At 67.4% G+C, this 26,107-nt stretch carries 22 protein-coding genes, 1 pseudogene and 1 CRISPR repeat array (1 of these 24 only partly in view); of the genes and pseudogenes, 11 read left to right on the top strand and 12 right to left on the bottom strand.

The annotated features are described in order from the left end of the window. Positions 1 to 3: 3 nt before the first annotated feature. A complete protein-coding gene (ybeY, locus tag AAG689_RS18880; RefSeq protein WP_406623290.1) occupies positions 4 to 456 on the bottom strand; it encodes an rRNA maturation RNase YbeY in 453 nt (150 codons plus the stop codon). A gap of 44 nt (positions 457 to 500) precedes the next feature. Further along, positions 501 to 1,448: a PhoH family protein gene (locus tag AAG689_RS18875; protein WP_406623289.1), complete on the bottom strand. Its 948-nt coding sequence runs from the start codon at positions 1,446 to 1,448 to the stop codon at positions 501 to 503. 29 nt (positions 1,449 to 1,477) lie between these two features. On the opposite strand from AAG689_RS18875, the gene ruvA reads away from it, so the two are divergent. Both ruvA and AAG689_RS18865 read left to right on the top strand, forming a co-directional pair. Continuing rightward, positions 1,478 to 2,050, top strand: coding sequence for a Holliday junction branch migration protein RuvA (gene ruvA / locus AAG689_RS18870; protein ID WP_406623288.1), 573 nt, complete (start codon positions 1,478 to 1,480; stop codon positions 2,048 to 2,050). 252 nt (positions 2,051 to 2,302) lie between these two features. Then, complete coding sequence (locus AAG689_RS18865) at positions 2,303 to 3,499, top strand: hypothetical protein (RefSeq protein WP_406623287.1); 1,197 nt, start codon at positions 2,303 to 2,305, stop codon at positions 3,497 to 3,499. Positions 3,500 to 3,643: 144 nt separating this feature from the next. Here AAG689_RS18865 and AAG689_RS18860 read toward each other — a convergent pair whose 3' ends face one another. Continuing rightward, the gene (locus AAG689_RS18860; protein WP_406623286.1) at positions 3,644 to 4,189 is read right to left on the bottom strand and encodes a hypothetical protein; all 546 of its coding nucleotides are present in this window, start codon (positions 4,187 to 4,189) and stop codon (positions 3,644 to 3,646) included. Between the two features lie 145 nt (positions 4,190 to 4,334). Here AAG689_RS18860 and AAG689_RS18855 point away from each other — a divergent pair, with 145 nt between their 5' ends. From AAG689_RS18855 to AAG689_RS18845, 3 genes are read left to right on the top strand one after another with little or no spacing between them, the layout of a single operon-like run. After that, positions 4,335 to 5,789, top strand: coding sequence for a trypsin-like serine peptidase (locus AAG689_RS18855; RefSeq protein WP_406623285.1), 1,455 nt, complete (start codon positions 4,335 to 4,337; stop codon positions 5,787 to 5,789). A gap of 27 nt (positions 5,790 to 5,816) precedes the next feature. After that, positions 5,817 to 7,040 carry an AAA family ATPase gene (locus tag AAG689_RS18850; protein ID WP_406623284.1) on the top strand — a complete coding sequence of 408 codons (1,224 nt, stop codon included), beginning with the start codon at positions 5,817 to 5,819 and terminating at the stop codon, positions 7,038 to 7,040. Further along, a complete protein-coding gene (locus tag AAG689_RS18845; protein ID WP_406623283.1) occupies positions 7,037 to 7,675 on the top strand; it encodes a DUF4276 family protein in 639 nt (212 codons plus the stop codon). The genes AAG689_RS18850 and AAG689_RS18845 overlap by 4 nt, the downstream gene beginning before the upstream one ends. A gap of 35 nt (positions 7,676 to 7,710) precedes the next feature. On the opposite strand, the gene AAG689_RS18840 is transcribed toward AAG689_RS18845, so the two are convergent. From AAG689_RS18840 to AAG689_RS18820, 5 genes and pseudogenes are all read right to left on the bottom strand, one after another. After that, entirely contained in the window at positions 7,711 to 8,682 is a 972-nt protein-coding gene (locus AAG689_RS18840; protein WP_406623282.1) for a Bug family tripartite tricarboxylate transporter substrate binding protein, read from the bottom strand. A 23-nt stretch (positions 8,683 to 8,705) separates the two neighbouring features. Further along, a complete protein-coding gene (locus AAG689_RS18835) occupies positions 8,706 to 11,489 on the bottom strand; it encodes an Hsp70 family protein (protein WP_406623281.1) in 2,784 nt (927 codons plus the stop codon). An 18-nt stretch (positions 11,490 to 11,507) separates the two neighbouring features. Then, positions 11,508 to 11,870, bottom strand: coding sequence for a DUF1801 domain-containing protein (locus AAG689_RS18830; RefSeq protein ID WP_406623280.1), 363 nt, complete (start codon positions 11,868 to 11,870; stop codon positions 11,508 to 11,510). 34 nt (positions 11,871 to 11,904) lie between these two features. After that, positions 11,905 to 13,739, bottom strand: a pseudogene (locus AAG689_RS18825) (Hsp70 family protein). Then, positions 13,736 to 14,275: a DUF2760 domain-containing protein gene (locus tag AAG689_RS18820; protein ID WP_406623279.1), complete on the bottom strand. Its 540-nt coding sequence runs from the start codon at positions 14,273 to 14,275 to the stop codon at positions 13,736 to 13,738. The pseudogene AAG689_RS18825 and the gene AAG689_RS18820 overlap by 4 nt, the downstream one beginning before the upstream one ends. Positions 14,276 to 14,415: 140 nt before the next feature. On the opposite strand from AAG689_RS18820, the gene ruvB reads away from it, so the two are divergent. The 6 genes from ruvB to AAG689_RS18790 all read left to right on the top strand — a co-directional run bounded on the left by ruvB (position 14,416) and on the right by AAG689_RS18790 (position 20,499). Beyond that, on the top strand, positions 14,416 to 15,486 hold the full coding sequence (gene ruvB, locus AAG689_RS18815; protein ID WP_406623278.1) for a Holliday junction branch migration DNA helicase RuvB: 1,071 nt from the start codon (positions 14,416 to 14,418) through the stop codon (positions 15,484 to 15,486). A 25-nt stretch (positions 15,487 to 15,511) separates the two neighbouring features. Continuing rightward, entirely contained in the window at positions 15,512 to 16,216 is a 705-nt protein-coding gene (locus AAG689_RS18810) for a TetR/AcrR family transcriptional regulator (protein WP_406623277.1), read from the top strand. A 154-nt stretch (positions 16,217 to 16,370) separates the two neighbouring features. After that, the gene (locus tag AAG689_RS18805) at positions 16,371 to 17,162 is read left to right on the top strand and encodes an SDR family NAD(P)-dependent oxidoreductase (RefSeq protein ID WP_406623276.1); all 792 of its coding nucleotides are present in this window, start codon (positions 16,371 to 16,373) and stop codon (positions 17,160 to 17,162) included. Positions 17,163 to 17,181: 19 nt separating this feature from the next. Beyond that, complete coding sequence (gene fahA / locus AAG689_RS18800; protein WP_406623275.1) at positions 17,182 to 18,462, top strand: fumarylacetoacetase; 1,281 nt, start codon at positions 17,182 to 17,184, stop codon at positions 18,460 to 18,462. A 34-nt stretch (positions 18,463 to 18,496) separates the two neighbouring features. Then, the gene (locus AAG689_RS18795; protein WP_406623274.1) at positions 18,497 to 19,705 is read left to right on the top strand and encodes an ABC transporter substrate-binding protein; all 1,209 of its coding nucleotides are present in this window, start codon (positions 18,497 to 18,499) and stop codon (positions 19,703 to 19,705) included. 11 nt (positions 19,706 to 19,716) lie between these two features. After that, positions 19,717 to 20,499 (top strand): SDR family oxidoreductase, encoded by a 783-nt coding sequence (locus AAG689_RS18790; RefSeq protein WP_406623273.1) that lies wholly within the window; start codon positions 19,717 to 19,719, stop codon positions 20,497 to 20,499. A gap of 60 nt (positions 20,500 to 20,559) precedes the next feature. Here the strand turns inward: AAG689_RS18790 and AAG689_RS18785 are convergent, their stop codons facing one another. From AAG689_RS18785 to AAG689_RS18770, 4 genes are all read right to left on the bottom strand, one after another. Next, positions 20,560 to 21,282 carry an MgtC/SapB family protein gene (locus AAG689_RS18785; RefSeq protein ID WP_406623272.1) on the bottom strand — a complete coding sequence of 241 codons (723 nt, stop codon included), beginning with the start codon at positions 21,280 to 21,282 and terminating at the stop codon, positions 20,560 to 20,562. A gap of 53 nt (positions 21,283 to 21,335) precedes the next feature. After that, positions 21,336 to 21,692, bottom strand: coding sequence for a hypothetical protein (locus tag AAG689_RS18780; protein ID WP_406623271.1), 357 nt, complete (start codon positions 21,690 to 21,692; stop codon positions 21,336 to 21,338). A gap of 113 nt (positions 21,693 to 21,805) precedes the next feature. Continuing rightward, on the bottom strand, positions 21,806 to 22,006 hold the full coding sequence (locus tag AAG689_RS18775) for a hypothetical protein (protein ID WP_406623270.1): 201 nt from the start codon (positions 22,004 to 22,006) through the stop codon (positions 21,806 to 21,808). Between the two features lie 285 nt (positions 22,007 to 22,291). Further along, positions 22,292 to 24,055, bottom strand: coding sequence for a lysoplasmalogenase family protein (locus tag AAG689_RS18770; protein WP_406623269.1), 1,764 nt, complete (start codon positions 24,053 to 24,055; stop codon positions 22,292 to 22,294). 126 nt (positions 24,056 to 24,181) lie between these two features. Beyond that, positions 24,182 to 26,107: direct repeats of the CRISPR family, unit length 28 nt; unit sequence TTTCTGAGCTGCCTATGCGGCAGTGAAC; it runs 990 nt beyond the window's last position.

Below are 26,107 nucleotides of genomic sequence, written 5' to 3'. Positions count from 1 at the left end.
TGCCTACTTGGCGTAGGGGTCGGCGAAGCCCAGCTCCTGCATGATGGCCGTCTCGTAGGCTTCCATCTCGTCGGCGTCCTCGGCGCTGGTCTCGTGATCCCAGCCCTGGGCGTGCAGCGCGCCGTGCACCAGCAGGTGGGCGTAGTGCTCTTCCAGCGTCTTGTTCTGCTCGCGCGCCTCGCGTTCGACCACGGGGGCGCAGAGCACGAGGTCGGCCACGGCCACGGGCTCCTGCTGGTAGTTGAAGGTGAGCACGTTGGTGGCGTAGTCCTTGCGGCGGAACTCGCGGTTCAGGCGCTGGCCTTCCTCAGTGCCGACGATGCGCACGGTGATCTCGGCATCGACAGCGAGCGCGTGGCGGATCCAGCGCGCGACCTTGTGGCGCGGCAGGGTGGCGCGGTGTTCGGCGGCGTCGCGCGCGAATTGCAGGGACAAGGCGAGTGCGTTAAGAGCCATTTTGGCCTCCAGCGCTTATCCAGCAAGCGCTACCAGCTATTGAATCAGGAGTGATCGCGGCGGTTGCGCTGCGCGTCGTAGGCATCCACGATGCGCGCCACCAACGGGTGGCGCACCACGTCGGCGCTGGTGAAGCGCGTGACGGCGATACCCTGCACGCGCTTCAGGACGCGCTCGGCGTCGATCAGCCCGCTCATCGCGCCCTTCGGTAAATCGATCTGGCTCACGTCGCCCGTCACCACCGCCTTGGCGCCGAAGCCGATGCGGGTGAGGAACATCTTCATCTGCTCGGGCGTGGTGTTCTGCGCTTCATCCAGGATCACGAAGGCGTTGTTCAGCGTGCGCCCGCGCATGAAGGCCAGCGGCGCGATCTCCAGCGCATTGCGCTCGAAGGCCTTCTGCACGCGGTCGAAGCCCATCAGGTCGTAGAGCGCGTCGTAGAGCGGGCGCAGGTACGGGTCCACCTTCTGCGTCAAGTCGCCCGGCAGGAAGCCCAGGCGCTCGCCTGCTTCCACGGCAGGGCGGGTGAGCACGATGCGCTGCACGGCGCTGCGCTCCAGCGCGTCCACCGCGCAGGCCACGGCCAGGTAGGTCTTGCCCGTACCCGCCGGGCCGATGCCGAAGGTGATGTCGTGCGTGGCGATGTTGTGCAGGTACGTGCTCTGCGTGGGCGTGCGCGCGCGCAGGTCGGCGCGGCGCGTGGTGAGCTGGATGGCGCCCTCCGCGTCCTCGCGCATGCTGCTGTCGCCGGCCAGCATGAGCTGCAGGTGCTCCTCCTTGATGGGGCGCTCGGCCATCTCGTAGAGCGCCTGCAGCAGTTCCATGGCCTGCGTCGCCTTGGCCTTGGGGCCGTCCACCTTGAACTGCTCGTGGCGGTGGGCGATCTTGACCTGCAGCGCCACCTCGATGGTGCGCAGGTGCGCGTCGGCGGGGCCGCACAGGTGGGTCAGGCGCGTGTTGTTGTGGGGGGTGAAGGTGTGGCGCAGGATCACGCTGATAATTCCAGCAAGAAAGGAACGCGATGATAGGCAAACTGACCGGCACCCTGCTGGAGAAGAACCCGCCCGAGGTGCTGCTGGACTGCCACGGCGTGGGCTACGAGGTGCAGGTGCCCATGAGCACCTTCTACAACCTGCCGGCCGTGGGCGAGCGCGTGGCGCTGCTCACCCAGTTCATCGTGCGCGAGGATGCGCAATTGCTCTATGGCTTCGGCACCGCGCCCGAACGCCAGGCGTTCCGAGAGCTCATCAAGATCAGCGGCGTGGGGCCGCGCACGGCGCTGGCCATCCTCTCGGGCCTGGGCGTGGGCGACCTCGCGCAGGCCGTGTCGCTGCAGGAGGCGGGGCGCCTGGTGAAGGTGCCCGGCATCGGCAAGAAGACGGCCGAGCGGCTGCTGCTGGAGCTCAAGGGCAAGCTGGGCACCGACATCGGCGCCAAGGCCCACGCCGCCAACGACGCGCAGGCCGACATCCTGCAGGCGCTGCTGGCGCTGGGCTACAACGACAAGGAGGCGGCTGCGGCGCTGAAGGCGCTGCCAGCAGATGTGGGAGTGAGTGAGGGGATAAAGCTTGCCTTGAAAACGTTGGCGAGATGATTTTTGGAGGAGGAGAGAGGCTATGAAGAAATGCATGAAGGCTGTTGGCCTTGCGGCAGGCGTGCTGCTGGGCGTGGCTGTAGCGGGTTGTGGCGGAGGGGGGATGCCCCGAACAGCCAGGCGGTAAGGGATGCGGCGCTGTTGGTGGAGGGCCGTGTTGCACCGCAAGTCGCTATCGAACGACAGTACGTGAAATATCGCAGTGCTGCCGCTGCGCCAGTGCCTTCGCGTATCACGCTGGACGCACTTGATATGCACAAGGCCGCAGAGTCTTTGGCGGGGTCAGGTCCTCAGTTGGTGGGAGAAGCACGGGCCGTTCCAGGTGCGGCTACCGCCGCATTGACGCTGCAGCGTTTGCAATGGGAGCGCATGGCTGCAGGAGGGTACGTGGCTGCTTTGAGCATTGCCGCACGAGACGCTCGCGGTTTGCGTATGGGAGTGCACGTTTTGACATTGCCGAATGCGGCGGTGCTGCGCGTTTATAGCCAGGATCGTTCGCAGGTCATGCTGGAGCTCACGGGTGAGGAAGTGCTCGCGCTGGTGCACCGCAACATTCAGGTCGACGGTGACAGCATGCAGGCGCGGACGTGGTGGACGCCCGACATGGGCACCGATGAGGCGACACTGGAAATCGAGTTGCCCGCAGGGGTGTCGATGACAGCGGTGCAGATCGCGGTGCCGGTGGTGTCTCATATCTTTGCTGAGTTGGAGCATGAAGCCTTCCCTGGGGTGCAGGAGAAGATCAACGAATCAGGGTCATGCAACGTGGATGCACTGTGCGACGCCACCCTTTCGCCAGAGCGCGATGCCGTCGCGCGCATGCGTTACGTGCGCGATGGAAAAAGCTATCTATGTACCGGCACACTGCTGAATGACAAGCAAAGCTCCAGGACCCCATATTTCCTGAGCGCAAACCACTGTATTTCCACGCAGACCTCGGCTTCGTCACTGCAAACCGATTGGTTCTATCAATCTGCAGGATGTCAATCGCGCATGCTGTCGAATACCACGCGGAGCTTGAGCCAAGGCGCGACCTTGCTCTATGCGAGCACGAATTCGGATGTGTCCTTCATGCGCCTCAACGATACCGTGCCTGGCGGGGTGTACTTTGCCGGCTGGGAGGCGGCACCTACCGCCATGGCAGTTGGAACTGCCGTCACGGGATTGCACCATCCGGCGGGGGACATGCTCATGATCAGCAAAGGGCAGGTTCTTGGCCAGACAAGCTGCACTCCTGGGACCGACGGGCGGTTTTCATGCACCGGGACATCGGGTAACTATGATCGTGTGCGGTGGTCTTCTGGTACGACCCAAGGGGGAGCAGTGGTTCTGCACTGTTCAATAGCGCGGGACGTGTCGTGGGTACGTTGTATGGCGGCTCGTCGTCTTGCACGAGCTCTGCAGGCGTGGACTATTACGGACGTTTTTACGAGTCCTTCCAATCGATAAAGGGGTGGTTGGCTGCCGGCTCGAACCCGGAGCCGACGCCGGAGCCGACGCCCACGACATCACCTCTGGATTCCATGGTGCGTATTCTGCGTAGGCTGTAACACAAAAAAACGCGCCTAATGGCGCGCTTTGGATTGTCGAGCATCAGTCTCTGTGCATCAATCGCTCGAGAATAGATACCTCTTGGGCGGAAAGCGACTTGGCGCCCGCAATGGAACTTGTGATATCGGTCATGGCTAGGCTTGTGCGCGTCAGATTGCCAGAGCTCACTTCTGTGGAGTACATGCATGCCGCCTCACCCGGCGGGAACAGTACGAGCATGGCTGAGTCGGTGGCGCTTTGTGGCGTTCTGCCTACGCCATTGATGTAGAACGGTCGCAATTGTTCGGCGGTCCCAATGGCTTCACCATTGAGGTACATCGGATGCTCGGTCCAGTTGTCGTTGGTGTAGTTGATCGTCCTGTTGAAATTGGATACGCGGGCGGTCGGATTGCCGCCGCCATTTGTTTCAGAAAAAGCCACCAGCACCTTGTAGCCCTGATACGTGGGACCGCCGGTCGCAATAATGGTGCAGGCAATGGCTTCGGTCGTGTTGGACTGCAGCGTTGTGGCGCTCACATTTTTCAGATCGGCGTGAGCCGCTATGGAGCAGCCGGCGTAGAGGGTGATAAGGCAGAGGTACTTCTTCATGAGGTCACAGTGTGGAAAAGTGGCGTGCGGTGGCGGGTTGGATACGCCTGAGTTGTAACGAAATTTATTTGAGATGTCTACGCTGTTCGCCGGTGCCATGCCAGCGCGCATGCTCGTCATTAATTGCCAATTCAAGGAAAACGCCATGAAGGCTTCGAGTACAGCATGGGCGGCGCTGCCGCTGGTTTTGGCACTGGCCGGCTGCGGCGGCGGCAGCAACAACAGCACGCCGTCCACGCCCGAGACGCCCGTGGTTCCCTCGGCGGACCGCATCGAGCCCTTCGATCCCAGCGGTACCGCCAAGGCGCAGGCCGCGCCGGCGGCGCAGGTAAGCGCGGCGGCTGATGCGCAGTCCACGCGCACCGTCGCCCTGGGGCCGCTGGCGCAGGCCAAGGCCGCTGAGGCGGCGCAGCCCGGCGTGCCGCTGCAGATCGGCACCGCGCGCGGCGTGCAGGACACGGCCACCGTGGCCGCCACGGCCGCGCTGCTGCGCTGGCAGCCCACGGCGCACGGCACGCAGGTGGCGGCGCTGCGCTTCACGGCCGAGGGGGCGCACGGCGTGCGCCTGGGCGTGCTGGTGCAGGCGCTGCCTGCCGGCGCGGTGCTGCGCTTCTACGGGACCACGGACGAGGGCGCCGTGGAGATCGGCGCCGACGAGCTGCGCGCCGTGGCCGAGCGCAACGCCCAGGGAGACGCTCCGGATGACGCCGCCCGCACCTACTGGAGCCCCGACTTCGGCGGCCCGCAGACCACGCTGGAGGTGGAGATCCCTGCCGGCGCGCAGGCCGCCGCCGTGCAACTGGCCGTGCCGCGCCTGTCGCACTTCACCGTGGCGCCCGCCGCAGCCGAGGAGGCTGCCTTCGCCAAGGTGGGCGAGTCGGGCAGCTGCAACGTGGACGTGACCTGCCGCCCCGAATACATCGACCAGAGCCGCTCCGTGGCGCGCATGATCTATGTGCGCGAGGACGGCAAGAGCTACCTGTGCACGGGCACGCTGCTCAACGACGCGCAGTCCAGCGGCACGCCGTATTTCCTGAGCGCGAACCACTGCATCTCCACCCAGGCCGTGGCCTCCACGCTCACCACCGACTGGTTCTACCGCTCCGCGAGCTGCGGCGGCTCTGGCGTGAACCCGGCCGCCACGCGCCTGGCGGGCGGCGCCACGCTGCTTTACGCGTCGGCCACCACCGACGTGTCGTTCCTGCGCCTGGACCGTCCGGCGCCGGCGGGTATCGTCTACGCAGGCACGTACTTCGGCGGCGTGCAGTCCGGGCAGGTGCTGGCCGGCGTGCACCACCCCAAGGGCGACCTGCAGAAGGTCAGCCAGGGCGTGGTGCTGCGCTACAGCACCTGCAGCGGCGAGTGGTGCACCAACAGCGACGGCACCAACGGCACCTTCCTCACGCTGGGCTGGCAGCAGGGCGTGGTGGAAGGCGGCAGCAGCGGCTCGGGCGCGTTCATCACCATCGGGCCGCGCCGCTACGTGGTCGGCCAGCTGTTCGGCGGCACGTCGAGCTGCGAGAACCCGGCCGGCGTGGACCACTACGGCCGCTTCGACACCAGCTACCGCGCCGCGATCAAGAACTGGCTGAACCCCTGATTTCAACGATTACAGGAGATTTGCGCGATGGCTGTGCTGGAAGGCGTAAGTATTCAGAATTACCGAAGTCTGAAGGATGTGACGCTGGGCAAAACATTTGAGCGGCAGGACGGTGACGTTTTACCGAGGCTGATGGCGGTCATCGGTGCCAATGGCGTCGGTAAATCTACGCTGCTTGATGCGCTGGGTTTTTTGGGCGATTGTTTGAGCGACGGGGTGGAGGCTGCCTGTGACAAACCGCAGCGCGGAGGCTTTGAACGCCTACGAACACTTGGTGTGAAAGAGCCCATCCGTTTTGAGGTGCGCTTCCGCCAGACGGTGAAAGACAGGCCCATCAGTTACAGCCTAGAAATCGACCAAGACGCGCGTGGTCGGGTCTGCGTGGCTTACGAGCGCTTGCGCCAGCGTCGCAAGGGACAGCCTGCCGGGCGTCCCTACAGCTTTCTTGAACTGCGCAATGGAGAGGGATACGCATGGTCTGGTGAAGAAGCTGGCGATAGCGAGGGGGCTCGAAAAATAGCGGTCAGCATGAGTGACAGGCAGGTCTTGGGCATTTCCACGCTGGGCACGCTGAAAGACCACCCTCGTATCGGGCAGTTTCGTGCTTTCCTGGCAGGCTGGTATTTGTCGTATTTTGTGCCGGAGCTGGCGCGGGCGCAGCCAATGGCGGGTGCGGACCCGCACTTGAATCGCCGTGGTGACAACTTGGCTAAATATCTGCAGTTCATCGAGCGTGAAAATCCCCGGGGCTTCAAGGCAGCGCTGGATTTGATTGCGCAGAAGATTCCAGGCGTGGAAAGCATTCGCTCCGAGAGGGCCAAGGATGGGCGCTTGATGCTGGAGTTTTCCGCGCGCGGCTATGCAGAGCCGTTCTACCAGCAGGATATGTCCGATGGCTCGTTAAAGCTGCTGGCCTACCTGTTGCTAATGGAAGACCCCGATCCTGCTCCCTTGATCGGTATCGAGGAGCCTGAGAATGGTCTACACCACCAATTGTTGGCTGTCTTGGCACAAGAACTGCAAACATTTGCCAGCCGCACCCGGGGGCCGCAGGTACTGGTAACGACCCATTCCCCTTATTTCGTTGACGCCCTGACGCCGGAAGAGGTATGGGTTTTGCACAAAGGATCGGATGGCTACACCCAGGCCATCAGCGCGGCCAGTATTGCGGGCGTGAAAGAGATGTTCCGTGAAGGCATCCCGACGGGCAGCCTGTGGTTCAGCAACCACTTCGGCGTGGGTAATCCATGAGTGCCTACGTTGAGGTACTGACGGAAGGGGCTTCCGACGTTCCCGTGGCAGAGGAGTTGCTAAAACGCCATTTCGGGCTGCTCCGGGATGAGCATTTCCGTATACATCCGCACCAAGGGCGGGGCCGTTTGCCAGCCAATTTTTTGGCGGCGCCAGACCCGAAACGCCGTGGTTTGCTGGATCAGTTGCCCGCGAAGCTGCGGGGGTGGGCGTGGTTGCCCGAGAGTGTATTGGTGCTGGTACTCGTGGATGCGGATGACGACGACCCGCAGCAGTTGCTGGCGCAATTGCAGTCGATGCTGGAGCAACTGCCGCGTCGGCCTGCGCGGGTGTTATTTCGATTGGCGGTCGAAGAAACCGAGAGTTGGTTTCTGGCCGACCCGCAAGCGGTACGTTGTGGTTTCCCTCATGCAAGACTGCGCAAAATCCGGGGCATTGCACCTGATGAGATCGTAGGAGCCTGGGAGCGGTTGGCCGAAGTATTGGGTGCGGACGTTCGCTTCGTGACAGGAACGGACAAGCTGGCATGGGCCAAAGCGATTGCGCCCCATATGAATTTCGAACAAACGCCCTCGCCTAGTCTGCGGGACCTAGTGCAAGGTACGCAGGACTATCTTGATACGGTGGAGGTATAGGCATCCACTGGGGTGTTTTCGTTCCCTGAAGCAAGTTAGTCAATCCTTGCCCCGGAGTCCTGCACGATCTGCTTCCAGTGCGCCAGCTCGCCTGGCAGCATGGCCGCGAAGCTGCGCGGGTCGGACTCCACCGGCTCCGCGCCCAGCGCCTTGAGGCGCTCGCGCATCGCGGGCGTGGCCAGCACCTTGGTGATGGCGCCGTGCAGCTTCTCGACGATGGGTGCGGGCGTGCCCGCCGGGGCGAAGAGACCGTACCACGAGGTCACGGACAGCTCCTTGCCCAGCGGCGGGATCTCCGGCGCCAGCGCCGTGGGCTTGTCCGACGCCACGCCCAGCACGCGCAGCTTGCCGCTGGTGACGAACGGCATCACGCCGGGGAAGCTGCCGAAGGTCACCGGTAGCTGGCCCGCCACCACGTCGGTGGCCGCGGCGGCCGCGCCCTTGTAGGGCACGTGGAGCAGGTTCACGCCCTTCTGCTTCTTGAGCATCTCGCCCAGCAGGTGGTTGAGCGTGCCGTTGCCGGCCGACGCGTATTCCACCTTGCCGGGATGGGCCTTGGCGTAGGCCACGAGTTCGTCCAGCGTCTTGGCCGGGAAGTTCGGGTTCACCGCCAGCAGGTAGGGCGCCACGGCCAGCTGCATCACGGGCGTGAAGTCCTTGACGGGGTCGAACGGGATCTTGCTGTAGAGCGCCGGGTTGATGGTGTGCGCGCTTTGCGCCGTCACCAGGAAGGTGTGGCCGTCGGGCGCGGCGCGTGCGACCTGGCTGGTGCCCAGGTTGCCGCCCGCGCCGGGGCGGTTTTCCACCACCACGGGCTGGCCCAGCGAGTTCTCCAGGCCCTGCGCCACGGCGCGGGCGATCACGTCGTTCGCGCCGCCGGGGTTCTGCGGCACCACGAAGACGATGGGCCGCGCGGGCCAGGCGGCCTGCTGGGCCCAGGCGGGCGCGGCGGCCAGCAGGCCGAGGGCGGCGGCGGACAGAGCGCGGCGGGTGAGAGTGCGGGGCATGGGTTGTCTCCTTGTCAAGTGAATCAAAGCAATACCAGCCCGGGCGGCAGGCTGTCGCCGAGGCTGCGTTTCTGGTCTTCGGCGTCCATCGCCTGGGCCTGCTCCACCAGCGCGATCCAGCGCCCGGGTGCGGCGGCGGCACGCAACTGGACCAGCACCTGCGCGCGCAGATCATCGGGCAGGTCGCGCGCGCGGTCGCCCGTCATGCGGGCGATCTGCACGGCGGCGAACATCGCGTGTTCGTTCCTGCGCCAGTCCTGCGCCAGCGTGGCGGCGAGGAATTCGCGCGCGGCCTCGGGCGGCATGGTCAGGTGGGCATTGGCGGCCAGCGGCTGGCGTGCGGCCAGGCGGCCGATGGCCCACCAGGTCTGCACCGGCTCGCCGGGCTTTTGCAGGCGCTGCAGCATCCACTGGCCCATCTCCTGGCGGTATTGCCAGGGCACGGCTTCCATCGCGGCGAAGAGGCGCAGCATGTCGTCGTAGCTGCCGTACTTGGCGCTGCGCTGTGCGGCTTGCTGCACCGTTTTCTGCATCTTGCCGGCCACGTCCTCCAGCAGTTCCATCTGCCGCGCTTCATTTAGCCCCGCCGCGATGCGGCGCCAGAAGACCCACCACTCCGTCCAGTTGGCCGCCTCCGTGCCGTGGGCGAGGCACTGCGCGTAGAGCTGCCACGCCTGGTCGACGCGCCAGCCATCCAGCTCCGCGCCCACGCCGGGGCGCAGGCACCAGCCCGCGAGGTTGAGCCATGCGCGCTCGTGCTCGGGCGTGCGGCGGCGGCGCTTGGCGCGCGCGAGCAGGGCGTCGAACAGCGCGCGCAGCAGGGGGGCGTCCCAGCCCTCGCGGGGGCCCAGGATCTTTTCCAGTGTCTGGCGCAGCTGGCGCACCTCCTTGGGTGGCACCTCCTGCGACTGGCTGCCGAAGATGCGGTCGATGGCCTCGATGGCGGGCTTGAGGTGTTTTTGGCCTCCAGCGCTTTCCTGGTCAGCGCCGCAAGCTATCGAATCGGTAGTGCTGCGCAGGTTGAACGGCAGCAGCCACTGGCGGCTGTCGTCGTCCACCGCCACGCAGCGCACCTCCAGCGTGCCCATCTCGGTCATGCGCGCGTGGAGCTGCACTTCGACCTGCGCCTTCTCGCGCCCTTCCGGCGCGGGCAGCACGGCGGCGAGCGGCGGCAGCTCCACCCAGCCCTCGCCTGCGAGCGGCGCGATCTGCCCGGCTTGCGCGGGTGCGTCATGGCTGTTGGCGACGAGCGCGAAGCGCACCGCCTGCCCCAGCCTCAAGGCGAAGCGCCGCCCGGTGAGCACGATGCGCACGCCTTCCTCGGTGCCGCGCGGCAGCAGGCACAGCCCCTTGCTACCCGGCAGTACCAGCCAGTAGCTGCGCGCGGAGCCTCCGCCGATGCGGGGGACTATGTTTTTGATAGCTGCTTGCGCTTTTCCAGCAAGCGCTGGAGGCTGATTTGATTCAAAAGTAGCCAGCCCATGCGCCGCTGCGCCGCGCGCCACGGCCCAGTCCGGGTGCGGGTTGTGCAGCACGTGCACCGGCGCGCCGCGCCATTCGCCCAGCAGTTGCGTGAGCCGCGCGGCCAGCGCGTGCGCGTGGAACACGCCGCCGTTGAGCAGAACGGCATCCGGCAGCTCGCCCTGCGCATGCCGTGCGAGAAACTGCGCCAGATGCCGTGAGATGGCCGCGTCCGCCGGGTAGGGCAGCCCCAGACCGCGCAGCGCACCTTGGCGGCGTGCAGGCGCATCGGTAAGTTGCGCGCTCGGCAGAAAGCCTTCGACCACCCAGGCGCGCACGTCATCGCGAGAGAGCGTGGCCGAGCGCGTCTGCGCCAGCAGCTGCGAGCCGCCGCCGAGCAGGGTGACGGCGGCGCTCTCGGGCGCGTCCTGCGCCAGCAGCCGCTCCTTGGCGATGCGGCAGCGCTGCACGAGCTGCGCGAAGCGCGCGGCGGGCAGGCGCTGGCCTTCGCCGGCGAACCGCGGCTCCAGCCGGTGCGCGAGCGCCAGATCCATGTTGTCGCCGCCCAGCATCAGGTGCTCGCCCACGGCGATGCGCGTGAGCGTGGGCAGGCCGCCCGGCGTGGGCTCCACGCGGATCAGCGTCAGATCGGTCGTGCCGCCGCCCACGTCGGCCACCAGCACGAGGCGGCAGCCTTCCAGCTGCGCGGCCAGTTGCTCGCCCTGCAGCGCCAGCCAGTCGTGGAACGCGGCCTTGGGTTCTTCGAGCAGATGCACTTCGGGCAGCCCGGCCCACTGCGCGGCCTCCAGCGTCAGCGCCCGCGCGCCCTCGTCGAACGAGGCGGGCACGGTGAGCACCACGGCCTGCCGTTCCAGCGGAGCGTCGGGATGCGCCGCATTCCAAGCAGCTTTCACATGCGCGAGGTACGAGGCCGATGCCGCGAGCGGCGACACCTTCGCCACGCCTTCCGGCGCCCCCCAGGGCAGGATGGGCGCGGTGCGATCCACGCCGGGGTGCGACAGCCAGCTCTTGGCGCTCGCCACCAGCCGCCCCGGCATGGCCGCGCCCAGCTCGCGCGCCCAGCGGCCGAGGGTGGCGGGCGCTCCATCCGACGCATCCAGTGGCGGCCACGGCGCGCGCCACGCATCGCCCAGCTCCTGCGGCGCGGCCTGGTAGCGCACCGAGGGCAGCAGCGGCTGAGCCTGCACCTCGCTGGCCGAGATGCGCTGGGGGATGGGCAGCAGAGTGATCTGCGCCGCATCGCCGCCCAGCGGCGCAAAGGCGCAGACGGTGTGGCTGGTGCCGAGGTCGATGCCGACGGCGTAGCGGGCGGCGGGCTGCGTCATGGGCGCTGGGGCATGCAATCAGGCGCCACTCCTCGCCGCCTCCAACGCCAGCGGAAGGTAGTGGGCCAACTCTTTGGCCTGGATGTCATTCGCCGAGCGCAGCTTGATGTGCCGCCGGCCCTTGCCGCCACCCTCCAGGTGGCCGAGCGCGTCCGAGATCTTGGCGCCGCTGCCAAACTCCACCGAGACATGCTGCCTGTAGGCAAAGACTCCGCAGAATTGCACGCCGGAGGAAAAGAGGATGCCGCCGTACTTGACCTCCTCGGTCACGGACGGAATGGTTTCTTTGACGAGCGTGCGAACAGACTCTACCCATGAGAATTGCTCGTCGCCAAGCAGGCGGAGGTCATCGAGGAGTTCTTGGACGGACTTCGTGGTCATGATGTGGTGTGCCTGACGTGGTTTTCCTGCGCCGCTATTCAGACGCCGCAGGCGCGCGCACGTCGAATTCCACCTTCCAGCGCTCGCTGCCGCCCACGGGCACGGCGGAGAGTTCCAGCGTGCCGATGTCGGTTACGCGCGCGTGCAGGGTGACGGGCACGACTTCGCCGGGGGTACGTCCCTCGGCGGGCAATTGGGCCTCGATCTCCTGCAGCTCCACCAATTCTTCCGGCCCCCAGAAGTCGAGCAGGGTGCCCACGGTGTCGTTGCGGCGCACGCTGGAGCCGAAGAAGCGCAGGCGCACCGGTTCGCCGACGACGAGGCCGAATTCCTGCGCGTCCAGCGCCACCTCGCTGCCTTCCTCCATGCCGAAGGGCGCGAGGCAGAGGGCGTTGATGGGCGGCTCCAGGCCGGGGATGGCGGGCATGTTGCTTTCCACGCCCACGTAGTAGCTCTGCGCCGTGCCGCCACGGATGCGCACACTCTGGCCGCGTGCTGCGACATGGCCGTGGTAGGCCGCGCCGCGTGCGACGGCGAGATCCAGGTGCGTGCCGTCGAGCAGCCGCGCGGGGGCGGCGCCGTCGGCGGCCAGCCAGCCGTTGACGACCTGCACGATGCGATCGGCTATTCGTGGAGCCTTGAGCACGCCACCGTTGAACAGGATGGCCGTGGGACGCGCGAAGGTGGCTTGATCCAGCGCCCCGGCCTGCCGCGCGAGGAAGGCCGCGAGGTGGCGCGTGACGGCTGCGTCCTGCGCATAGGGCAGGCCCAGTTGCGTCAGCGCGCCGCGCGCGCGCGGGTCTGGGGCTTGTCGGTCACTGCGACCTGGGGGAAGAAGCCTTCGACCAGCGTCTGCTGCACTTCGGCACGCGTGACCTCGGTGCGGATGCTGCCGCCAATGAGCTTGCTGCCCCGGCTGGGCACGACCACGGGCACGCTCTGCACGTTCTCGTCGGCCAGCAATTGCTCCTTGGCCGCGCGGCAGCCGTGGGCGAGCGCGCGGGTCTGCCAGGCGTCGAGCTGCCTGCCCTCCTGCGCCAGCTTGCGCGCCACGCCGTAGGCCAGGGCCAGGTCCATGTTGTCGCCGCCGAGCAGGATGTGTTCGCCCACGGCGATGCGCTGCAGCTCCAGGGTGCCGGCGTTTTCCTGCACGGCGATCAGCGAGAGGTCGGTGGTGCCGCCGCCCACGTCCACGACGAGGATCACGTCGCCGCTCTGCACTTGCTTGCGCCAGCCGCCGCCGCTCGCCTGGATCCAGCTATAGAGCGCGGCCTGGGGTTCCTCCAGCAGCGTCAGGTGCGCGAAGCCCGCGGCCTTGCAGGCCTCGGCCGTCAGCTCGCGCGCGGCGGGGTCGAACGATGCGGGGATGGTGACGGTGACGTGCTGCGCGGCCAGCGGCGCGCCGGGGTGGGCGTGCGCCCACGCATCGCGCAGGTGTGTGAGGTAGTACACGCTGGCGGCCAGCGGAGAGATGCGTGCGACCTCGGGCGGCGCATCGGCCGGCAGGATGGGTGCGCGTCGGTCCACGCCGGGGTGGCAGAGCCAGCTTTTGGCGCTGGCCACCAGCCGGATCGGCGTGGCCGCGCCGCGCGTGCGCGCGAGTTCGCCGGTGATGCCGTCCTCGGCCGCGCCCCAGGGCAGGGTGGTATCGCCGGGGGCGAATTCGCTCTCGTGCGGCAGGTAGAGGAAGGAGGGCAGCAGCGGGTGTGCTTCGAGGGTGGCGGGCGCGGTGAGCTGCGGCACGTCGAGCACGCCCTGTACGACGCGGTCGCCATCGCTGGCGTGCAGATCCACCCACGATAGCGCGCAGTGCGTCGTGCCCAGGTCGATGCCGATGCTGAATCGGGCGCCTGTCGTTTCCACGGTCACAGCTCCACCTCAGCCTGGGCGATGACGGCGGCGGCCTTGTCGTCGGTGAGCTGCGGCAGGCGCACGTCGGCGGCGCGCCAGCCGCGGTGGGCCAGGGTGCCGGTGAACGGCGGCTGGCCGACCAGGTTGCCGCTCACGCGCACGGCGGTGGCGTCGAAGCCGGGGGGCAGGGTGACGCGGCTGCCCTCGGCTTCGGGGCGCACGGGCTCCAGCGTCAGGTGCTCGCGCAGTGCCTTGCGGCAGCCTTCGTGCAGCACGCGCGCGGCGGCGCCGATCTCGGCATCGGTGTAGCCCGCCACGTCTTCCTGCACGAAATCGACGAAGCGCGCCTCGCGCTGCAGCAGGCTGAGCAGTTGCAGCGCGGCGGTGGGGGTGGTGACTTCGACGCGCTTTTCGACCAGCTTTTCCACGGGTACTTCCACGCGGACTTCGACGATCTTCTCGACGGGCACCTCGCGCGGCGGCACGTCGGCGGCTAGCGCTTCGCCGTCGCGCAGACGGGCCGCGCCGAGGGCGAGGCGCGCATCGCCCAGCACGGCGAAGGCGAGGGCGATGCGGCTGAAAAAGGAGGGGGTGTGGATTCGGTCATGGGGCGTTGCGGGGCCGTGCGGAGACGCTGCGGCACGGCCCGGAAAGAAAGGGGGCGATGTTACCAATGGGGGACAATCGCCCCCGCATGACGATCCATACCGACGATTTCGCCCCCGCTCCCCCTCCGCCCACGCGCGAGCGCGTGGTGTCGGCCTCGCCCGCGTCCTCGCAGGAGGAAGCGCTGGAGCGGGCGCTGCGCCCCAAGCTGCTCGATGAATACGTGGGCCAGGCCAAGGCGCGCGAGCAGTTGGAGATCTTCATCGGCGCGGCCAAGAAGCGCGGCGAGGCACTCGACCACGTGCTGCTCTTCGGCCCGCCGGGCCTGGGCAAGACCACACTCAGCCACATCATCGCTACCGAACTCGGCGTGCAACTGCGTCAGACCAGCGGCCCGGTGTTGGAAAAACCCAAGGACCTCGCCGCGCTGCTCACCAATCTTGAGCGCAACGACGTGCTCTTCATCGACGAGATCCACCGCCTCTCGCCCGTGGTCGAGGAAATCCTCTACCCCGCGCTGGAGGACTACCAGATCGACATCATGATCGGCGAGGGCCCGGCCGCGCGCAGCATCAAGCTCGACCTGCAGCCCTTCACGCTGGTGGGCGCCACCACGCGCGCGGGCATGCTCACCAACCCGCTGCGCGACCGCTTCGGCATCGTCGCGCGGCTGGAGTTCTATACACCTGAAGAATTGGCGCGCATCGTCATGCGTTCCGCCTCGCTGCTGGGCACGCCCATCGACGAGGAGGGCGGCTTCGAGATCGCGCGCCGCTCACGCGGCACGCCGCGCATCGCCAACCGCCTGCTGCGCCGCGTGCGCGACTACGCCGACGTGAAGGGCACGGGCCGCATCACGCTCGACATGGCGAACCGCGCGCTCACCATGCTCGACGTGGATCCGCAGGGCTTCGACGTGATGGACCGCAAGCTGCTCGAAGCCGTGGTGCACCGCTTCGACGGCGGCCCCGTGGGGCTGGACAACATCGCCGCGAGCATCGGCGAGGAGAGCGGCACGATCGAGGACGTGATCGAGCCCTACCTCATCCAGCAGGGCTACCTGCAGCGCACCCCGCGCGGGCGCGTGGCCACGCTGGCGGCCTACCGCCACCTGGGCGTGGCGCCGCCGAGCGCGGCGGGCGGGCTGTTCGGCGCGTAGGGCTGCCACGGCGACTGGAAGACCCATGCAATCCCCACCTCCCCGCGAAACCTCCGTGCGGATCATCGACGCCGCCGAGCAGCTCTTCGCCGACCAAAGCTACGAAGGCACCTCGATCCGGCAGATCACCGACCTGGCGGGGGTGCGGCTGGCGCTGGCGCACTACCACTTCGAATCGAAGGAGCTCATCTTTCACGAGGTGCTGGCGCGCCGGGCCAACGTGGTCAACGAAAGCCGGCAGCAGCTGCTGGCTCACTACCGCCACCAGCGCGGCGGCGAGCCGCTGTCGGCGGAAGAGATCGCGCGCTGCTATCTCTCGCCCTATCTGTACTGGAGCATGCACGGCGGCCCCGGCTGGCAGAACTACGCCAAGCTGGCCGCCCGCATCATGTCCACCGAGCGCTGGATGGGGCTGCTGGGCACGCTGTTCAACCCCCTGGCCGAGGTTTTCCTGCAGGAGCTGCGCCGCACCTTCCCGGGGCGCGAGGAAAAGCGCATCCAGTGGGCCTTCGACTTCATGGTGGGCGTGATGTGCAACACCTTCAGCGAGAACAACCGGATCGAGGTGCTGTCCGGCGGGCTGTGCTCCGGCGACCATCGCGGCGATGCGTGCAGCCACCTGCTGCCGTTCATGGTGGCGGGCCTCACGGCGACGGTGGATGCCGTGCCCGCGTCGTTCGGCCAGGATTTCGAGGCCATCCGCAAGCCCCTGGCGCTCCAGGCGGGGTGACGCCCGGCGCCGGCACGGCGCGGTTCTGGTTCTTGGTGCGCAAATCAAAGGGTTAACCCGCATAGCGTTAACGTGAATGGTCACGCGCCTGCCGCTGCCTGAAACTTCCTGGGAATTTGGTTGATCGTCCAACCAAAAATCACAGCGAACCCGTATGAATCACTCCATTCACGGCATCGACCTGGCCGGCAAACGCATCCTGGTCACCGGCGGCTCCAGCGGCATCGGGCTGGCGTCCGCCCGCCGCTTCATCGAACTGGGGGCGCAGGTGTTCCTGCTCGACCTGAGCACGCAGGCGCTTGCCATGGAGGCCCGCGCCATGGGCGCCCAGGGCTTCGCCGTGGCCGACGTCACCGACGAGCGCGCCTGCGAAGCCGCCGTGGCCAGCGCCTGCCAGAGCCTGGGCTGGCTGGACGGGCTGTTCCACTGCGCGGGCGTCAGCGACCAGGTCACGCCCGCCGTCGACATGGATCTGGACACCTGGCAGCGCATCGTGGACGTGAACCTGCGCGGCTCCTTCCTGATGTGCCGCACGGTCGGCCGCGCGATGCTGGAGCGCGGCAGCGGCGCCATCGTGACCATCGCCTCCGTCAACGGCCTCAACGGCATCCCCCGGCGCAACGCCTACGGCCCGGCGAAGGCCGGCGTGGCCCTGCTGACCCGCAACCTGTCCTGCGAATGGAGCCAGCAGGGCGTGCGAGTGAACGCCGTGGCGCCGGGCTACATCGCCACGCCGATGATCGACCAGCTCGTGCGCGACCAGAAAATCGACGTGGACCGCATCGAGCGCCGCACGCCCATGGCGCGCATGGGGCTGCCCGTGGAAGTGGCCAACGCCGCCGCGTTCCTGCTGTCCGATGCCGCTTCGTACGTGTCCGGCGCGATCCTGCCCGTGGACGGGGGCTTTACCTCCTACGGCGGCGCCGGCGACGTGCAGACGGCCTGAATCCCTCTCCGCACCTGCCATGACCACTTCCACTGTTTCGCCCAACGACCCGGCCCTGGCCTCGTTCATACCGGTCGCCGCCGATTCGCACTTCCCCATCCAGAACCTGCCCTTCGGCATCTTCAGCATGGCCGGCCGCGCGCCGCGCGCCGGGGTGGCCATCGGCGACTGCATCGCCGACCTGCAGGCCCTGGCCGAAGCCGGGCTGCTGCGCGCCGCCGATGCCGCCGTGTTCGCCCAGCCCACGCTGAACGCCTTCATCGGCCTGGGCCGTGCGGCGACCTCGGCCGTGCGCCAGCAGGTCAGCGAACTGCTGCGGCATGACAACCCCGCGCTGCGCGACAACGCCGCGCTGCGCCGGCAGGCCATCGTCCCCATGGCCGGGGCCACGCTGCACCTGCCCGTGGCCGTGGGGGGCTTCAGCGACTTCATGCTCTCGCGCGAGCATTCGCTCAACTGCGTGGACATCCTGGGCAACAGCGGCGGCCAGCTCTGGCCCAACTGGACCTGCCTGCCCATGGCCTACAACGGCCGCGCCAGCTCGGTCGTGGTGGGCGGCACTCCCGTCAAGCGCCCCTGGGGCCAAGTGCTGGCGCCGGGCGAGACCGCGCCGCGCTACCAGCCCAGCGAGAAGCTGGACTTCGAGCTGGAGGCCGCCGTCGTCATCGGCGCCGGCAACGCCCTGGGCAGCACCATCGCCATCGACGATGCCGAAAAGCACGCCTTCGGCGTCGTGCTGCTCAACGACTGGAGCACGCGCGACATCCAGGCCTGGGAGGCGCAGCCGCTCGGCGTCTTCGTCTCCAAGGGGCACCGCACCTCGATCTCGCCGTGGATCGTGACCTTCGACGCGCTGGAGCCGTTCCGCGTCGCGGGCCCCGCGCAATCGCCGCCGCCCTTGCCCTACCTGGAACAGAAGGGGCTGCGCAACTTCGACGTGCACATGCAGGCTTCCATCCGGCCCCAGGGCGGCGCGGCCTCCGTGGTCTGCCGCAGCAACCTCAAGCACCTGTACTGGAGCTTCGCCCAGCAGGTGGCCCACCACGCCTGCACCGGCTGCAACCTGCAGCCCGGCGATTTGCTGGGCACCGGCACCGTGAGCACCACCGGCCCCGGCGGCCAGGGCTGCCTCTACGAGGCCACGCGCAACGGCCAGCAGCCCGTCGCCCTCGAACACGGCGGCAGCCGCGTCTACCTCGAAGACGGCGACGAGGTGGAACTGACCGCCTGGGCCCAGGGCCCGGGCTACCGCATCGGCTTCGGCACCTGCGCCGGCACCGTCGTGCCGGCGGATGCCTGATTCATCCAAACCTATAGACCACCAGGAGACTTTCATGACTTCCCTGCAGCCTCTTCGACTCGCCGCCAGCGCCATGGCGCTGGCCGCCGCGTGCGCGGCATCGGCCCAAACCCCCGGGAATGCCGTGCGCATCGGCTTCATCACGGATCTTTCCGGCCCCCTGGCCGACAACGACGGCAGCGGCGGCCTGGAAGCCATCCGCATGGCGGTGGCCGACTTCGGCGGCAAGGTCAATGGCAAGCCCATCGAGGTGCTGTCGGCCGACCACCAGAACAAGGCCGACATCGCCTCCGCCAAGGCGCGCGAATGGGCCGACCGCCAGGGCATCGACATGATCGTCGGCGGTGCCAACTCCGCCGCCATGCTGGCCATCAACAACCTGGTGGTCGAGAAGAAGTTCGTGTTCATGGTCGTGAGCGCCGGGGGCACGCAGTTCACCAACGAGGCGTGCACGCCCTACACCGTCCAGTACCACTACAACACCACGGCCCTTGCGCGCACCGTCAGCTCCGCCGTCATGGCCCAGGGGGGCAAGTCCTGGTTCTTCCTCACCCCCGACTACGCTTTCGGGCACTCGCTCGAACAGGAGGCAGCCAAGGTCATCACCGAGAACGGCGGCACCGTCGCCGGCAGCATCCGGCACCCGCTGGGGGCGAGCGATTTCTCGTCGTTCCTGGTCAAGGCGCAGAGCTCCAAGGCCCAGGTGCTGGGCCTGACGGGCGGCGGCAGCGACCTGCTGAACGCCATCAAGGGCGCGCGTGAATTCGGCCTCACGCAGTCGATGAAGCTGGCCACGCTCATCATGACCGTCAACAACGTCGAAAGCCTGGGCCTCCGGAACACGCAGGGCCTGCTGATGAGCGAGCCGTGGTACTGGGACCAGAACGACGCCTCGCGCGCCTTCGCGCAGCGCTACTTCGCCAAGATGAAGCGCATGCCCAACGGCAACCAGGCGGCCGACTACTCCGCCACCATGAGCTACCTGAAGGCCGCGCAGGCCGCCGGCAGCAGCGAGCCGGGCAAGGTCATGGAGCAGCTGCGCAAGCTCAAGATCGACGACATGTACGCCAAGGGCATGATCCGCGCCGACGGGCAGATGATCCACGACTTCTATCTCTACGAGGTCAAGAAGCCCGCCGAATCCAAGAAGCCCTGGGACTTCCTGAAACAGGTGGCGGTGATGCCCGGCGACAAGGCGTTCGCCCCGCTCTCGGCCTCGACCTGCGGCCTGCTGAAGAAATAAGAGAGCGCAGCATGTGGACGGATGAATCGCTGAACGGCAAGCGCGTGCTGGTCACGGCGGGCGCCGACGGCATCGGCCTGGAAATCGCCAAGGCCTTCGTCGAGGCCGGGGCGAATGTCGCGGTCTGCGACGTCTCCGATGCGTCGCTGGAGCGCCTGGGCGCCGCGCTGCCGCAGGTGCACGGGTTCAAGGCGGACGTCGCGAGCGAGGCCGACGTCGAGGCGCTGTTCGCCCAGGTCGATGCGGCGCTGGGCGGGCTGGACGTGCTGGTGAACAACGCCGGCATCGCGGGGCCGACGGGGCGCATCGACACGCTCCGGCTGGCCGACTGGGAGCGCACCCTGGCCGTCAACCTGACGGGGCAGTTCCTGTGCACGCGCGCGGCGGTGCCCCGCCTGCTGAAAGGGAACGCGCCCTCGATCGTGAACGTGTCGTCCATCGCGGGGCACATGGGCGTGGCGGGCCGCACGCCTTATTCGGCCACCAAGTGGGGGATCGTGGGCTTCACCAAGTCGCTGGCGCTGGAGTTCGGGCCGGAGGGCATCCGCGTCAACGCCGTGCTGCCCGGCATCACCGCGGGGCCGCGCATCGAGGCCGTGCTGGCCGCGCGGGCGCGGATGCACGGCGAATCCATCGAGGAGACGACGCGCCGCTACACCCAGCACACGGCGCTGGGCCGCATGGTGTCCGCGCGCGACATCGCGAACATGGTGCGCTTCGTGTGCAGCGGCCAAGCCGCCAACGTGCACGGGCAGGAACTGGTGGTGGACGGCTACACCCAGGCCGTTGATTGACCGAATCCACGTTGGCGTGACCCGGCAGCGGCGCCGGTGCGCGGCCGGGGCTTCACCTGTTCACGCCGTGTGTTCCGTGCCGGCGTTCCAGTAGGCCTGCAGCACGCCGGGCAGCCCTTCGATGCGCTGCACCACGCCGTCCAGTTCCTCGGCGTCGACCGAGGTGGCATACAGCACGGCCTCGATCTCCGTGTCCGTGGTGCCGAAGGGGTGCTTCTGCACCGCGCGCACGGGGTACTGCGCGGCCTCCAGCAACGCCAGCAGCTTTTCGTGCACGTCCGCCTGTTCGGCCTGGCGGCACATGGCATAGACGTGGTAGGTGGCTTCGGCCGCGGCTTCGCTCACCGGGCGGCGGTTGATGTGGTTGACCACGGGGCGCAGCAGCGTGTTGCTGGCCAGCACGAAGACGGTGGCCAGTGCTGCTTCCACGACCAGGCTGGCGCCCGCGCACGCGCCCACGGCGGCCGAGCCCCACAGCGTGGCCGCCGTGTTGAGCCCGGTGACGTTGATGCCTTCCTTCATGATCGCGCCCGCGCCCAGGAAGCCCACGCCCGACACCACGTAGGCCACCACGCGCGTGGCGCCGCCCGCGCCGTCCAGCCGCATTGCCAGGTCCACGAACACCGCCGCGCCCACGGCCACCAGGGCGTTGGTACGCAGCCCGGCCGTGCGCTGGCGTATCTGCCGCTCCAGGCCGATCACGCTGCCGAAGGCAAAGGCGAAGAACAGGCTCACCAGCGTGTTGAGGGTGGCCGCGAGGTTGATGTTGTGCAGTGCCTGCATGGTTGTTCTTTTTCGGAATGGGAAAGAGAAAGCCTAGGGCGGCTCCGTGGCAGTCAGATGAATGCCCGGTGCAGCAGACCGCGCCAGCCGCGTGGGCGCGGCGCCTGGGCGGTGGGCCAGCGGCGGCGTGCCGACGGCGGCAGGTGGGCGCAGACGGCAGCGCGTGGCGCGTCCGCCAGCAGGCAGAGGGCATCCATCATCTGGCGTGCGTCCAGCGCAGCCAGGGCTTGCGCGAAGGCTTGCGGGCCGGCCTGGTCGACCAGGTGGTTCAGCAGGTGTGGGCGCCGCTGGCCCAGCGCGGCGAGCAGGGCGCGCTCCAGGGCACAGGCGGCTGCGGCGGGGGCGATGGCGTGGGTGAGGCCGGTGGCGGCGGTGGCGCGCTGCGCGCGCAGGCGGGGCAGGTGCAGCATGCGGGCTCCTTTCTTGTTCGGGAGAAGGAGCCGGGCGGGATTTTCAGCGGCGCGCGGGTCCTTCGGTGGGCGGGCGGGGAGGGACGGGGTCCATGGCGGGGCGAGGCTCCGGCTCAGCGTGGCTTGCAGCCCGAAGGGGCCGCGTGGGTGCTGAGGAAATTGCGGATGCGGTGCGTGGGCCAGACGGTGCGTGCGTCCAGGTCCAGCGCCTGCTCCAGCGCAGGCTGGGCGGCCGGCGGCTGGGCGGTGCAGAGGCGGGCGGCGGTCATGCGCGGCGGCAGCCGGCGCGGGTCACGGTTCCAGAAGGCGATCATGGCGGTCTCCTGTGCGGGCACGGGAAAGGGCCACGTAGCGGTACGTGTCAAACACCTGTGCCGGCAGGGCGCAGGATCTCAGTGGAAGCGCAGGAATGCCACCAAGCCCATTACCAGGGCGGAAGGTGGAGAAGCTGAAAACTGCAACGGGTTCGGGTGGCCGGCTGGGGCTCCCGTTGCGGGAGTCGGTCAGTCGGCCAGCGGCGAAGCCATTGCGGCGCGCCTTGCATCACTGGTTGAACTGGCACTGTCCACGTGGGGACTCCGAAATTTGCGAAGCGCGCATTATCCCCCGCGCAGGCCCGCCGGGTCAAGGCGGCGGGCTCCCCGCAGCACGCCGCCGACGATGAGCGCCTGCGCCGCGTAGTACGCGGCCAGCACCCAGAACTGCGCGTGCGGCAGCGGGTGCACGAAGCGGCTGGTGGCCAGCACCGTATCGCTCAGCATGAAGCAGCAGGCGCCCAGCGCCACGTGCAGCGCAGGGCCGTCGCGCAGCACCGCCCAGCGCCCCCAGGCTTGCGCCGCCATGAGCGCGATCACCGCCACATAGGCCGCCACGGGCAACCGCAGCGCGGAGGGCAACCCGCCCAGCCACAGGAAGGCGTATGCGCATGCCCCCAGCGCCAGTGTGGCGGCCAGTGCAGGGCGGTGCGCCATCCATGGCACGCCCCGGCGCAGCAGCGCGATGTAGCACAGGTGCGCCAGCAGGAAGCTCGCCAGGCCGGCAATGAACAGGCCGGGCAGCATCAGGCACACGTCGCCGGCCAGCGAAGCCAGCAGTGCGCCCAGCAGCAGCGGGTAAGGCGATTTCAGGTCAAAAAGGCCTCTGGCGCTTTGCTGACGAGCGCTGGCAGCTACGCAAACCATAGCGAACACCATGGCCATGGGCTTCAACAGCAGGTGCCATTCCTCCAACTGCAGCGCACTGGTGGCCGTGGCCAGCGCGCCGGCCTCGACCATCAGCGCCTCCCACGGACCGATGCGCCCCTGCATGGCCGCGCCCAGTGCCCATTGGCAGGCCAGCAGCACGGCGAACCAGATGGCGTTGGCGGCCAGCGGCGCAGCTTCGGCTTGCCACAGGAAGGCCGCCACGCCTGCCAGCAGCAGCACGAACTGCAGCCCGGCGAACCAGCGCAGCGCGGGTGGCACCGCGGGGTCGAACACGGGCATGGCGTTGATGTCGAACGCCGGCTTGGGAAAACGCCGCTCCACGTCCGCCGGCCGCCAGCCCGGGGCTTTCAGCCACACGCGCAGCTTGTCCGCCACGCCGCGCGCATGCCAGCAGTCGTGCGCCAGCCCCGCATACACCTGCGCATTGGCCCACAGAGGGTCCCAGCTGTTGAGCAGGCCGCGCGTGCCGTACACGCACTTCTCGCGCGGGTCCTCGTCCTTGAAGGTGCCGAAGATCCGGTCCCACACGATCAGGATGCCGCCGTAGTTCTTGTCGAGGTAGGCGTCGTTCACGGCATGGTGCACGCGGTGGTTGCTGGGGCTGCAGAACCAGCGGTCGAACCAGCCCAGCCGCCCCACCTGCTCGGTATGCACCCAGAACTGGTAGAGCAGGTCTACCAGGCCTACCACCACGAACACCAGCGGCGGCACGCCCGCCAGCGCCATGGGCAGGTAGAACAGCCAGCCCAGCAGCGCGCCCGAACTGGTCTGGCGCAGTGCGGTCGAGAGGTTGTAGTCCTGGCTCTGGTGGTGCACCGCATGCGCGGCCCAGAGCACCGCCACCTCGTGCCCCATGCGGTGCAGCCAGTAGTAGCAGAAGTCGTACAGCAGCAGCGCCAGCAGCCAGCCGTACCAGGCCCTCCAGAACCCGTCGTTGCGCCACAGCGCCAGATGCTCCCAGGCCAGCGTGTACAGGCCCACGCGCAGCAGCACGGTGAACACGGCACTGGTTTGGCTCAGCATGCCCAGGCTGATGCTGCTCACCGCGTCGGCAAGCCGGAAGGGGCGCACTCCGCGCCAGCGGCCGACGGCCCACTCCAGTGCCATGAGAAGCAGGAAGGCAGGGGTGACGAGGACGATGAGCTGGCTGCCGGACATGCGCGCGATTGTGATGAGTTATTTTCTTGGAGAGGAGGTGGGCAACTCGGCATTGCCGTCTCCACGTTTTCTGGGCTGCCGTGCGGCAGTGAACCAACTCGATTTCTTCCAGGGGAATTCGGATGATCTCTGAGCTGCCTATGCGGCAGTGAACTCTCCAATGTCCACGTCAAAGTGCTCGGCAATTTTCTGAGCTGCCTATGCGGCAGTGAACGACTGGAAGAAGGAGCGGCTGCTGGACGAGCTTTTCTGAGCTGCCTATGCGGCAGTGAACTTGGCGGCCTGGCCCACGGCGGCCACGCTCTTTTTCTGAGCTGCCTATGCGGCAGTGAACCCCTGCTGCGATGCAGGCGGGGCAGTTGGCGTTTTCTGAGCTGCCTATGCGGCAGTGAACGCAGTTCGACGGGCGCAAGGCCGCCCTGGACCATTTCTGAGCTGCCTATGCGGCAGTGAACGTCATCGGCCCGCTGCCTGGCCACACCGGGTCAGTTTCTGAGCTGCCTATGCGGCAGTGAACGCACTGCGCACCCCTCCAGGCCCACCCGCAACTTTCTGAGCTGCCTATGCGGCAGTGAACTCGAAGACCTCGCGCGCCTGCTCGCCCGTGGTTTTCTGAGCTGCCTATGCGGCAGTGAACGCCCCGGCGCGCGCAAGGTGTGGAAACGCCTGTTTCTGAGCTGCCTATGCGGCAGTGAACCAGGCCGAGCTGGCGCTGCTGCAGGACGTGCTTTTCTGAGCTGCCTATGCGGCAGTGAACCCGCCAGGTGAAGCCGCAGCGGTTGCGGGACTTTTCTGAGCTGCCTATGCGGCAGTGAACAAGCTGCGCAGCGACGCGCGCGGCTTCGTTATTTTCTGAGCTGCCTATGCGGCAGTGAACTGGTCACGGCGTGCATCAAGCGCTTCGTGCGATTTCTGAGCTGCCTATGCGGCAGTGAACTTGCGCTGGAGGCTTACGACGAGAGCCTCGTGTTTCTGAGCTGCCTATGCGGCAGTGAACTTCTCCTCGGAGAGCCCTCTACCGGAGGGCGTCTTTCTGAGCTGCCTATGCGGCAGTGAACCTGTTCGCCTCCAGCCTGGCCGGCGCCGACATTTTCTGAGCTGCCTATGCGGCAGTGAACGCGGTGTGCTCAGCACCATGGCCCAGACGCTGTTTCTGAGCTGCCTATGCGGCAGTGAACTATTTGGGCGACTTCGTAAAGCTGCTGACTGATTTCTGAGCTGCCTATGCGGCAGTGAACGGCGCGGCAACGCCGATCACCCAATCCGCCTTTTTCTGAGCTGCCTATGCGGCAGTGAACAGAGCTACAGCTACCGCAAGGAAAACGACGACTTTCTGAGCTGCCTATGCGGCAGTGAACACCAATTGGCGCACGGAGATTCTGGCCGTGCTTTTCTGAGCTGCCTATGCGGCAGTGAACGTCTTGCTTCCACCAGGGCGTGTGCTGCTGCGTTTCTGAGCTGCCTATGCGGCAGTGAACGTCCAGGCGGCGCGGTCGGTGCCGCGCAGCGTTTTCTGAGCTGCCTATGCGGCAGTGAACGAGTTCTACGAGCGGTGGGCGGCGAACCCAAATTTCTGAGCTGCCTATGCGGCAGTGAACCCACCAGTCCATCGCGCCCACGAAGTAGTGCATTTCTGAGCTGCCTATGCGGCAGTGAACGCGACGGCGCTGCGGATGGCGCAGGGAGCACATTTCTGAGCTGCCTATGCGGCAGTGAACCGCATCGTCCGCTACGTGAGGGAAGAAACATGTTTCTGAGCTGCCTATGCGGCAGTGAACGGGGCAGACTTGCGCTGCTGGCGAGGGTGTGATTTCTGAGCTGCCTATGCGGCAGTGAACGCTCCAGCGCCGCCGCACAGTGGCCGGGTCCATTTCTGAGCTGCCTATGCGGCAGTGAACAGGGGGATGGCGGGACTGACATCGGGCCGCTTTTTCTGAGCTGCCTATGCGGCAGTGAACGCGGGCTTTCCGTCGCCGGCGGCGGACTTCGGTTTCTGAGCTGCCTATGCGGCAGTGAACCGTAGGGTTCTTCGGCGGGGGGCGATGGGGTCTT

This window comes from Acidovorax sp. SDU_ACID1, assembly GCF_045291395.1.
Lineage (GTDB): Bacteria > Pseudomonadota > Gammaproteobacteria > Burkholderiales > Burkholderiaceae_C > MR-S7.
Note: the sequence above shows the minus strand (reverse complement) of the source record. Positions and strands in the feature narration are given on the sequence as shown.

What these genes read in the sequence shown, in the direction of transcription:
- ybeY (WP_406623290.1), bottom strand. Translation starts at nt 456, where the DNA reads ATGGCTCTTAACGCACTCGCCTTGTCCCTGCAATTCGCGCGCGACGCC.
- ruvA (WP_406623288.1), top strand. Translation starts at nt 1,478, where the DNA reads ATGATAGGCAAACTGACCGGCACCCTGCTGGAGAAGAACCCGCCCGAG.
- AAG689_RS18865 (WP_406623287.1), top strand. Translation starts at nt 2,303, where the DNA reads ATGCACAAGGCCGCAGAGTCTTTGGCGGGGTCAGGTCCTCAGTTGGTG.
- AAG689_RS18860 (WP_406623286.1), bottom strand. Translation starts at nt 4,189, where the DNA reads ATGAAGAAGTACCTCTGCCTTATCACCCTCTACGCCGGCTGCTCCATA.
- AAG689_RS18855 (WP_406623285.1), top strand. Translation starts at nt 4,335, where the DNA reads ATGAAGGCTTCGAGTACAGCATGGGCGGCGCTGCCGCTGGTTTTGGCA.
- AAG689_RS18850 (WP_406623284.1), top strand. Translation starts at nt 5,817, where the DNA reads ATGGCTGTGCTGGAAGGCGTAAGTATTCAGAATTACCGAAGTCTGAAG.
- AAG689_RS18845 (WP_406623283.1), top strand. Translation starts at nt 7,037, where the DNA reads ATGAGTGCCTACGTTGAGGTACTGACGGAAGGGGCTTCCGACGTTCCC.
- AAG689_RS18840 (WP_406623282.1), bottom strand. Translation starts at nt 8,682, where the DNA reads ATGCCCCGCACTCTCACCCGCCGCGCTCTGTCCGCCGCCGCCCTCGGC.
- AAG689_RS18835 (WP_406623281.1), bottom strand. Translation starts at nt 11,489, where the DNA reads ATGACGCAGCCCGCCGCCCGCTACGCCGTCGGCATCGACCTCGGCACC.
- AAG689_RS18830 (WP_406623280.1), bottom strand. Translation starts at nt 11,870, where the DNA reads ATGACCACGAAGTCCGTCCAAGAACTCCTCGATGACCTCCGCCTGCTT.
- ruvB (WP_406623278.1), top strand. Translation starts at nt 14,416, where the DNA reads ATGACGATCCATACCGACGATTTCGCCCCCGCTCCCCCTCCGCCCACG.
- AAG689_RS18810 (WP_406623277.1), top strand. Translation starts at nt 15,512, where the DNA reads ATGCAATCCCCACCTCCCCGCGAAACCTCCGTGCGGATCATCGACGCC.
- AAG689_RS18805 (WP_406623276.1), top strand. Translation starts at nt 16,371, where the DNA reads ATGAATCACTCCATTCACGGCATCGACCTGGCCGGCAAACGCATCCTG.
- fahA (WP_406623275.1), top strand. Translation starts at nt 17,182, where the DNA reads ATGACCACTTCCACTGTTTCGCCCAACGACCCGGCCCTGGCCTCGTTC.
- AAG689_RS18795 (WP_406623274.1), top strand. Translation starts at nt 18,497, where the DNA reads ATGACTTCCCTGCAGCCTCTTCGACTCGCCGCCAGCGCCATGGCGCTG.
- AAG689_RS18790 (WP_406623273.1), top strand. Translation starts at nt 19,717, where the DNA reads ATGTGGACGGATGAATCGCTGAACGGCAAGCGCGTGCTGGTCACGGCG.
- AAG689_RS18785 (WP_406623272.1), bottom strand. Translation starts at nt 21,282, where the DNA reads ATGCAGGCACTGCACAACATCAACCTCGCGGCCACCCTCAACACGCTG.
- AAG689_RS18780 (WP_406623271.1), bottom strand. Translation starts at nt 21,692, where the DNA reads ATGCTGCACCTGCCCCGCCTGCGCGCGCAGCGCGCCACCGCCGCCACC.
- AAG689_RS18775 (WP_406623270.1), bottom strand. Translation starts at nt 22,006, where the DNA reads ATGATCGCCTTCTGGAACCGTGACCCGCGCCGGCTGCCGCCGCGCATG.
- AAG689_RS18770 (WP_406623269.1), bottom strand. Translation starts at nt 24,055, where the DNA reads ATGTCCGGCAGCCAGCTCATCGTCCTCGTCACCCCTGCCTTCCTGCTT.